We start from the raw sequence: 8,513 nt of genomic DNA on the forward strand, positions 1-8,513 counted from the left end.
GGTTCTCTGTCAAACAACGTTGGTAAAGAATAAAGTCAAATAATAATAGATTTTGGAAGAGGATGTACAACGAGCTTACGCTGCTGTATGTTCTCTTTCTTTTTCTATCATTTTGATTTTATTTCTGATTGGTTTTAAATTGAAGTGCAGGATAATGCGATTTTTATAATGAATAAAGTTACCGTAACCATAGGCTACCCGGTTCAATACTTTGATCTTGTTATTGATTCCCTCTATCTTTCCATTGTTATAAGGATAATAGAAGGTGTTTTGGATATGAGGAAAATGAGCGCGCAACGTCTTTAAACTGGTTTTCATGTATCCAGATAGTTCAGGAGAAGCGGGTTGATCTAAAACAGTTCTTAACTGTTTTGAGTCATTGTGTTCGACGGCTTTAAGAATAGCTTGATACATTGTATAAGTTGCTTTTAGTTCTGGATCGTACGCCAACATCTCAGAAACGATTGCTGATTCCAGACGCTGTCCGAACATGGGAAAGTATTGATAGGTAGTATAAGACAACTCGGACTCTTTCTTCAGTAGTTTCTTCCAGAAGCGTTTGAGTCGTCTGTACTTCTTTTGGTCTTCTCCATTGGACGTTCGAAGTCGATTCATGACTTTTACGCGTGTTTTGTTCATCGCTCGGTTCACGAGCTGAACGATATGAAATCGATCAATAATGATATCAGCGTTTGGAAACAGTTCAGGGATGAAGCTGACGTAACTGGCATTCATGTCTGTCGTAATCGTTTTGACCTGATTTCTCTGGTTTTGGCTGTATCGAGAACAGAAGTGATCTTTGATTGTACGAGTATCTTTGCTTTCTAAAATATCTAGTATCGTTCCTGTTACGACATCAATATACTCAAAAGCCATTTGCCCATTACCATACTTAAACTCATCAAAAGACAAGTTCTCCGGCAATGAATGATAGTAAGGTCGATAATACTTCACCTGTTCATTGATGATTCTTTGAATCGTTGTGGAAGAGACATTCGTCTCTTCTGCCAAGCTCTTGATCGAACGAGCATCAGCTGACTTCGCCAGTATTTCTGCTTTGATAAAATTAGAGATAAAACACGCCTCTTTTACAATCGGTGTTTCCGCAGTAAATGTTGCTTCACAAGATGTACACTTGAACCGCTGCTTTTTCACTCTAAGATAGGTCGGGTAAATGCCAGATATTGGAAAAGTGATTCTAGAAGTCTGAGTCCCATTTTTATAGATAGAGAAGTCCTTGTTTGGTTCCTGACATTTCTTACATTCCGTAGGAATATAAGTCAATGTACAGTCTATAAATTTACATTTCTTTTGTTTGTGTATCCCATAAGACACGCAGTTATCTTCGAAAATCATGTTTTTGTCTTGAATATCTAGTACATTTTGCATATCATTTGATGTAGGCAAGTGAGTTCCTCCTATGGATATTTGGTTTTTGTCGACTATTATTCTACAGGAGAACTCACTTGTTTTCTATTTTCTGAGACAAAAAAAGACGCCAGTGATTTCTCACCAACGTCATATATTATAGAACCTAATTTGTCTTTTGATGATATCTTATCGTAATGAGATATCTGAGGACCGCTCAATCATCAAAAGTCGTCCCTCTAAATAAACTACAAGAATAATTACTTAGAGGGAAACTTTAAAATATCAATATGTTTTTAACATTGCTAAGCTAGACCATCATGAATTTTGTTTAGATTCCATTTCATCATTGTATAGTAGGTATCGCCTTCGGAACCTTCTTTTGCTAATGAATCAGTAAAAATTTTGGAATAAATTTCTAATCCCGTTTCATCGGCAACTTTATTCATTGACTTAGATGAAACAGAGGTTTCTACGAACAAATGTTTGACATCAGAGTTTTCTATTTTAGCTAACACAGCTTTCATTTGTTCGGGAGTACCTTGAGATTCGGTATTGATTTCCCAAATGTAAGCTGGCGCAACATGATAGGCTTTTGAGAAGTATTTGAAGGCACCCTCTGAGGTGACCAATAAACGCTGTGATTCAGGAATATCGAGAAATTTTGATTGCGCTTCCTCATGTAACTTTTGTAATTTTTTGATATAAGCATCAGAATTAGTTTGGTAATAATCTGCATTTTTTGAATCTTTTTCCTTTAAGACTTTGGTGATTGTTTTGACGTATTGAACACCATTGGCTAAATCAAGCCAGGCATGAGGATCTTCTTCTTCGACGTTGGTTGTTAAGTGCTCCGGTGTTACACCTTCACTGGCGGCGAAAACATCTTTATCGAATTCTTTATGAGCAGTGCTTACCAACTTCTTGAACCAACCACTACCGCCAGTTTCTAAATTCAGTCCGTTGTGAAATAAAACTGTTGCATCTGTTGCTTTTGAGATATCTTCCGGTTTAGGTTCATACTCGTGGGGATCCACGCCGCGTTGAACAATACTATATAGTTCAACGCGATCTTTAGCCACATTTTTAACCATGTCTTCCAAAATCGAGTTTGTAGTTACTACGCTGATTTTTTTGGAATCTGTTGATTGTTTGGAATCTCCACTTCGTCCGTTGACAAAAAAGATTACTCCGGCGACGGTTGCGATCACTACTACGATGGTTACTAATATTCTTTTCATATTTACGCCTCTTTTCTATTTTTGTGTATATGTAACAAGTTTTGTTTTGGTGAGAAGATAAAGGAAATTAAGAATAACCCTGCTGCGACAATAACAATCGCTGGACCAGAAGCCCAGTTGAATGTGTAGCTGAAGTACAAACCACAAATTGATGCGACAACACCAAATATAGCGGAGAAAACAAGCATCACGGACAAGCGGTCGGTCCAAAAGTATGCTGTTGCAGCTGGCGTAATTAACATGGCCACTACTAAGATGATTCCGACAGTTTGTAATGCTGATACGGTTACTAGCGTTAAGACGAGCATAAGGCTATAGTGGATTAGTTGGGTATTTAATCCATATGTTTTAGCGAAGGTCTGATCAATGGAAGTGATTAACAATTCTTTATAAAATACTTGTACAAAAATAATCACAATTCCTAAAACAATTGCCGTTGTGATCATATCACTATTACTAACAGCTAGAATGTTTCCAAATAAAATATGGTGTAGATTGGTTGAGCTTTCGGCCATAGAGATTAAAATGAATCCCAATGCATAAAAGAAGCTGAAGACAACCCCTATTGCAGTATCTACTTTGATTTTACTATGAGAAGCCACGTAGCCGATTAACATTGCAGCTAGTACACCAAAAATAGATGCTCCAATCAAGATATTTATACCTAACATATAAGCAACAGCAACCCCTGGCAATACTGAATGAGAAATAGCGTCCCCCATCAAAGACATTCCTCGTAGAATGATGAAACTCCCAATAATCCCAGACATAATCCCCACCATTATTGCAGTGATTAATGCACTTTGAAGGAAATCATATTTTCCTAACGCTTGAAAAAAATCCGAGAGAGCAGTCATTCAATTTACCTCCTGAAATAGAACTGAAGATAAGTCATCACTGAATGCTTTACTAATATTCTTCGAATTGTAGACTTCTTGAGTTGGCCCAAAGTCAATGATTCCGTGATTCATAATGACTAATTCATCAAAGTAATCATAAACTTTATTTAAATCGTGATGGATAACGATAATGGTTTTTTGTTCGTCTCGCCATTGTTTTAAAATAGCCATGATGGCACGCTCACTTTCCACATCAATTCCAACAAAAGGTTCATCTAAGACAACAATTTCTGCCTGTTGTAAAATTGCTCGAGCTACGAATACCCGCTGTAATTGTCCGCCTGACAAATTACCTATTTGCCGATTAGCAAAGTCAGTCATTTTAACTTGCTCAAGAGCTGCATCACAAGCAACACGTTCGCTTTTTCCTGGAGTCTTAAACAATCCCAGTTTTCCATAACTACCAGTTAAAACCAAATCATAGACATTGATTGGAAAACTGAGATCTAAATCCTTTCGTTGCTCTACATAGGCAACCTTCTTTTTTACTGTTGCCATTGAATGACCATCAAGCGCGCTACTACCTGATTTTGGATGAATAAGACCCAATATTGCCTTGATTAAAGTAGATTTACCAGCTCCATTAGGTCCGATAATGCCAGTAATCTTCCCTGCATTAAAATGGACGGATAAATTATTGAATACCGGTGTATCGCAGTACGCAACAGATAATTTTTTTACAGTTAACAAATAAAAACCTCCTATAAAAACTAAATTTTTCTAATTTTAGTATAACCTCTAAAAATATTTTGGTCAATCTTTTTTTTTAGGTTTGCCTAATATTTTGCTTTAATTTAATAAAAAAGAGGTGTATGCTTATGTTGTTTTTAAAGGAAGGTGGAAATATTTTAAAAGATACAACAAGTCAGTCCGGTAAAGAGCACAAACCTCGATTAATTCAGCATGCGAATGGTCCCTCTTTAGAGGAAATTAACGGAACTGTCGAGGTACCCAAAGGCAAAGGCTTTTGGAAAATCCTGTTCGCCTATTCTGGACCGGGAGCATTAGTTGCTGTGGGATATATGGATCCAGGCAACTGGTCTACTTCGATTACGGGTGGGCAAAACTTCCAGTATTTATTAATGTCGGTCATTTTAATGTCTAGTTTAATTGCAATGCTATTACAATATATGGCTGCTAAATTGGGAATTGTTAGTCAAATGGATTTAGCTCAAGCAATTCGAGCGAGAACGAGTAAAAAACTAGGAATCATTTTATGGATTTTAACGGAATTAGCGATTATGGCAACAGATATTGCGGAAGTAATTGGCGCATCAATTGCTCTTTATTTACTTTTTAATATTCCGCTTGTCGTCGCAGTCTTTATTACGGTATTTGATGTTTTATTATTATTGTTGTTAACGAAAGTTGGTTTTAGAAAAATTGAAGCAATAGTTGTCTGTTTGATTTTTGTAATTCTTTTTGTGTTTGTTTATCAAGTAGCGTTGTCTGATCCTAATTGGGGGGATGTACTTAAAGGATTGGTTCCGACTGGTGAAACGTTCTCCTCTACACATTCAATTGGTGGTCAAACGCCTTTAACTGGTGCATTAGGAATTATTGGTGCAACAGTTATGCCTCATAATTTATATCTACATTCGGCTGTGTCTCAGACTCGAAAGATAAATCGTACGGATGAAGATGAAATCGCCAATGCTGTACGATTTTCAACATGGGATTCTAACATTCAATTGACTCTCGCTTTTTTTGTTAACTCCTTATTGCTCATAATGGGAGTTGCTGTTTTTAAAACAGGGGCAGTGAAAGATCCATCATTCTTTGGGTTGTATGAGGCTTTATCAAATCCGGATACATTGAGTAACGGAATTTTAATCACCGTTGCAAAATCAGGTCTTCTTTCTACATTATTCGCAGTCGCGTTACTAGCTTCTGGACAAAATTCAACGATTACCGGAACTTTAACTGGACAAGTAATTATGGAGGGATTCATTCATATGAGAATGCCAATTTGGCTAAGACGTTTAATTACGCGTTTGATTTCAGTTATCCCAGTGTTAATCTGTGTAATTATTACAAGCAGGCAAGGAACGATTCGGGAGCACACAGCGTTAAATACACTAATGAATAATTCACAAGTCTTCTTAGCTTTTGCGTTACCATTTTCGATGGTACCATTATTAATGATGACCAATAGTGAGGTGGAAATGGGAAGCCGGTTTAAAAATTCGATAGTTATTCGGATACTAGGATGGGGTTCAGTAATTGGATTGACATATTTAAATTTGATTGGATTGCCCGGCCAAATTGAAGGTTTTTTTGGTGAAAAGGTGACATCAAGCCAACTTGTACTAGCTGATTCTATTGCCTATGTCATTATCGTCGCAGTATTACTACTGTTAGCGTGGACAATTATTGAACTGTATAAAGGAAATAAAAAATATAATCAATTAATTAATGAAAGGTAAGATGCACTATGGAAGGATTTGATGAATTTAAAAATATTTTAGTTGGGGTAGATGAATCAGAAGGAGCTCAAAAAGCCTTTCAATATGCTGTAAAGCAAGCGAGTAAAACTGGAGCCGCATTACTGATTGCCTCAATTTTAGAAATTGAAGAGTTGAATGTTTATGAAGCGTTAGACCCTGAGTACTTGAGCCAGAAACAAAGTCAATTGTTACTTAATTTGGAAAAGTACAAACAATATGCAGAAAATAGCGGTGTAAAAAACATTCAGCTGTACAGTGGAGAAGGTGATCCGGCCGAGGAAATTACTAAGACGATTTTGCCAGCAACATCTGCAGATATCTTAATCATTGGATCGCGATCAATGCATGGAATTAAAGGATATTTTGGTTCGCATGCTACTTATATGGTTAAAAATTCTCCAATCTCAATTACAGTTATTAAGTAAATATTGCAGATAATATGTATTTGGGTCAATATCTTGGACAAATTTTAATAGAGATGGTTATGCTATTTCCTCTCTTGACAGGTCTTCAAACTCCTGTGGAGTTAGATAACCAATCGAACTAATGTAGCTAAATAGCGCTCGTTTGGCTTCTTCAAAATCTGAGTAAGTAGTCGTATAGACCTCTTCTTTTTTCAATGATGCATAGGAAGATTCGATTATTGTATACTGGCTGCATAAATCCGTTTGTAGAACCATTCCTCCTGGAATGTGATAATGCTTTTTGGATTAGAGTCAATAGCTGAGACACTTTTTACGAGAGATTTTTTATGTTAAGCAGCCAGTATCTTTTTCTAAAATTCAACCGGAGACAGATATGCTAAAGCACTGTGAATTCTGTGGTTGTTATAAAATCCTTGAACGTAACTGAAAATTTGTCGCCTTGCTTCTTCAAAAGTTTGATATATTGGTCGTTGGGACACATGTTCTTTCTTCAATAATGCATGGAATGATTCGATTCCTTCGTTATCGTAGGGACAGCCTTTACGGCTGTAGGAATGGTGATAGTTAATTCTTTCAGCCGTTCTTCGTATTCATTACTTGTATACTGCGACCCTAAATCGGTATGCAAAATCAGCCCATTTTCAACATTTCTATTTGAAACAGCGTCCTCAAGGGCTTTTTCTACAATAACAGTCGTCATATTACGATCAAAGTGATAACCGATAATTTTTCTTGAATGAAGGTCCATGATGGTTGAGAGATAGCACCATCCATCGTCTAACGTATGGATGTATGTGATATCAGCTACCCATTTCTGATTCAACCTAGTAGTAGAAAAATCTTGCTTCAATAAATTTTGATAGTTTTTCAAGAGTTTCTTGGCAGGCTTACCTGCTTTGAATTTCTTAATGACAATAGATCGGATCTTTTGACGCCTCATTGATCTCTGAATACATTTCATGCTGATTTTTCGATAGTCTGAATAGTTTTGTGCGAGTATATAATGAATTTTCCCAGCACCGTAGACACGACCACTTTCGTGGTAGACACGGAGGACTCGACGATCCAACAAAACTTGTTCGTTAGCTCTTTTGGATGGGGTCGGATTAATTTTACGATAGTACACAGCTCTAGATATGCCAAGCAGACGACACATTTTTGACACACTGTGATGGCCTGCTTCTCTTTCTTGACGGATGAATTCAATGATTTCTATTTCTTTGCCAGCAGGCCGAGTGATTTTTTTAAGATGAGGAGTTCCTCGTCTTTTTCTTTTAATTGCTTTTTTAAAGCTTTAGCTTCGTCCGGAGTAAGTCCGCCCGGACTTATTCTGGTTGTAACTTGAACCCACTTTAGTATAGTAGAATATCCAACTTCGTATTCTAAGGATAATTGTCGTGCTTATTTTCCTTGTTTGTGCAACTCTAAAATCGCTTCTTAAATTCTTTCGTGTAGCGTTTTGGCATGACGAGATACCTTCCTTTGAGATTAGTTTACCCTCTCTCAAAATCTGTCTCAACTTCTATCCTACATCCAGGACTTAATAGTTATTAACAAACACTATTATGAATATCAATTCATGCGCGGATTAAAATATGCTATCGATACCAGTAGTGTTGTGCTTGCGGATAGTATATAAATTTAATAAAAGATTCATTAAAAAAATTACATATAGGATAATTTTGTAGGTATGAATCTGGATAGGCTACAATTAACTAGACAGAAAAATTAAGGTGTGTAGACTAGAAGAAAATATACCAGGAGGAATTTTTATGTCTAAGAGAACACGAAGAACTTTTTCACAAGAATTCAAGCAACAAATCGTCAATCTTTACTTAGCTGGAAAGCCACGTGTAGAAATCATTCGAGAATATGAACTAACGGCTTCAGCATTTGACAAATGGGTAAAGCAATCTAAAACGAGTGGTTCATTCAAAGAAAAAGATAATCTTACGCCTGAACAAAAAGAATTGTTAGAACTACGTAAAAGAAACCAGCAATTAGAAATGGAAAATGATATTTTAAAGCAAGCAGCGCTGATATTCGGACGAAGAGACAAGTAATCGATGCGAATAAGCATCTTTACCCTATATCAGCGATGTGCAGAATATTAGGTCTATCACGTCAGTCCTA

The 8,513-nt window shown here is 36.6% G+C and carries 9 protein-coding genes and 1 pseudogene; 3 read left to right on the forward strand and 7 right to left on the reverse strand.

Going from position 1 to position 8,513, the window contains the following annotated elements; genetic code table 11:
• Positions 1–75: 75 nt before the first annotated feature.
• From FEZ33_RS11470 to FEZ33_RS11485, 4 genes are all read right to left on the reverse strand, one after another.
• Positions 76–1,389 carry an ISL3 family transposase gene (locus tag FEZ33_RS11470; RefSeq protein WP_235888841.1) on the reverse strand — a complete coding sequence of 438 codons (1,314 nt, stop codon included), beginning with the start codon at positions 1,387–1,389 and terminating at the stop codon, positions 76–78.
• Positions 1,390–1,673: 284 nt separating this feature from the next.
• Positions 1,674–2,609: a metal ABC transporter solute-binding protein, Zn/Mn family gene (locus FEZ33_RS11475; protein ID WP_138405516.1), complete on the reverse strand. Its 936-nt coding sequence runs from the start codon at positions 2,607–2,609 to the stop codon at positions 1,674–1,676.
• A 2-nt stretch (positions 2,610–2,611) separates the two neighbouring features.
• Complete coding sequence (locus tag FEZ33_RS11480) at positions 2,612–3,466, reverse strand: metal ABC transporter permease (RefSeq protein WP_138405517.1); 855 nt, start codon at positions 3,464–3,466, stop codon at positions 2,612–2,614.
• Complete coding sequence (locus tag FEZ33_RS11485; protein WP_007207888.1) at positions 3,467–4,198, reverse strand: metal ABC transporter ATP-binding protein; 732 nt, start codon at positions 4,196–4,198, stop codon at positions 3,467–3,469.
• 128 nt (positions 4,199–4,326) lie between these two features.
• On the opposite strand from FEZ33_RS11485, the gene FEZ33_RS11490 reads away from it, so the two are divergent.
• Together FEZ33_RS11490 and FEZ33_RS11495 are read left to right on the forward strand one after the other, a co-directional pair.
• Positions 4,327–5,934: an Nramp family divalent metal transporter gene (locus FEZ33_RS11490; RefSeq protein ID WP_138405518.1), complete on the forward strand. Its 1,608-nt coding sequence runs from the start codon at positions 4,327–4,329 to the stop codon at positions 5,932–5,934.
• Positions 5,935–5,942: 8 nt separating this feature from the next.
• Positions 5,943–6,380 carry a universal stress protein gene (locus tag FEZ33_RS11495; protein WP_005879133.1) on the forward strand — a complete coding sequence of 146 codons (438 nt, stop codon included), beginning with the start codon at positions 5,943–5,945 and terminating at the stop codon, positions 6,378–6,380.
• 57 nt (positions 6,381–6,437) lie between these two features.
• Here FEZ33_RS11495 and FEZ33_RS11500 read toward each other — a convergent pair whose 3' ends face one another.
• The 3 genes from FEZ33_RS11500 to FEZ33_RS11510 form a co-directional block, all read right to left on the reverse strand.
• Positions 6,438–6,635: an IS3 family transposase gene (locus tag FEZ33_RS11500; protein ID WP_002297837.1), complete on the reverse strand. Its 198-nt coding sequence runs from the start codon at positions 6,633–6,635 to the stop codon at positions 6,438–6,440.
• A gap of 95 nt (positions 6,636–6,730) precedes the next feature.
• Positions 6,731–6,970, reverse strand: a complete 240-nt coding sequence (locus tag FEZ33_RS13025) for an integrase core domain-containing protein (protein WP_087060386.1) — start codon at positions 6,968–6,970, stop codon at positions 6,731–6,733.
• Complete coding sequence (locus FEZ33_RS11510; RefSeq protein WP_143746385.1) at positions 6,871–7,659, reverse strand: IS3 family transposase; 789 nt, start codon at positions 7,657–7,659, stop codon at positions 6,871–6,873. The genes FEZ33_RS13025 and FEZ33_RS11510 overlap by 100 nt, the downstream gene beginning before the upstream one ends.
• Positions 7,660–8,152: 493 nt before the next feature.
• Between FEZ33_RS11510 and FEZ33_RS11515 the strand changes: the two are divergent.
• Positions 8,153–8,513, forward strand: a pseudogene (locus FEZ33_RS11515) (transposase); the annotation flags it as partial.

The organism is Ruoffia tabacinasalis, from assembly GCF_005864045.1.
Lineage (GTDB): Bacteria > Bacillota > Bacilli > Lactobacillales > Aerococcaceae > Ruoffia > Ruoffia tabacinasalis.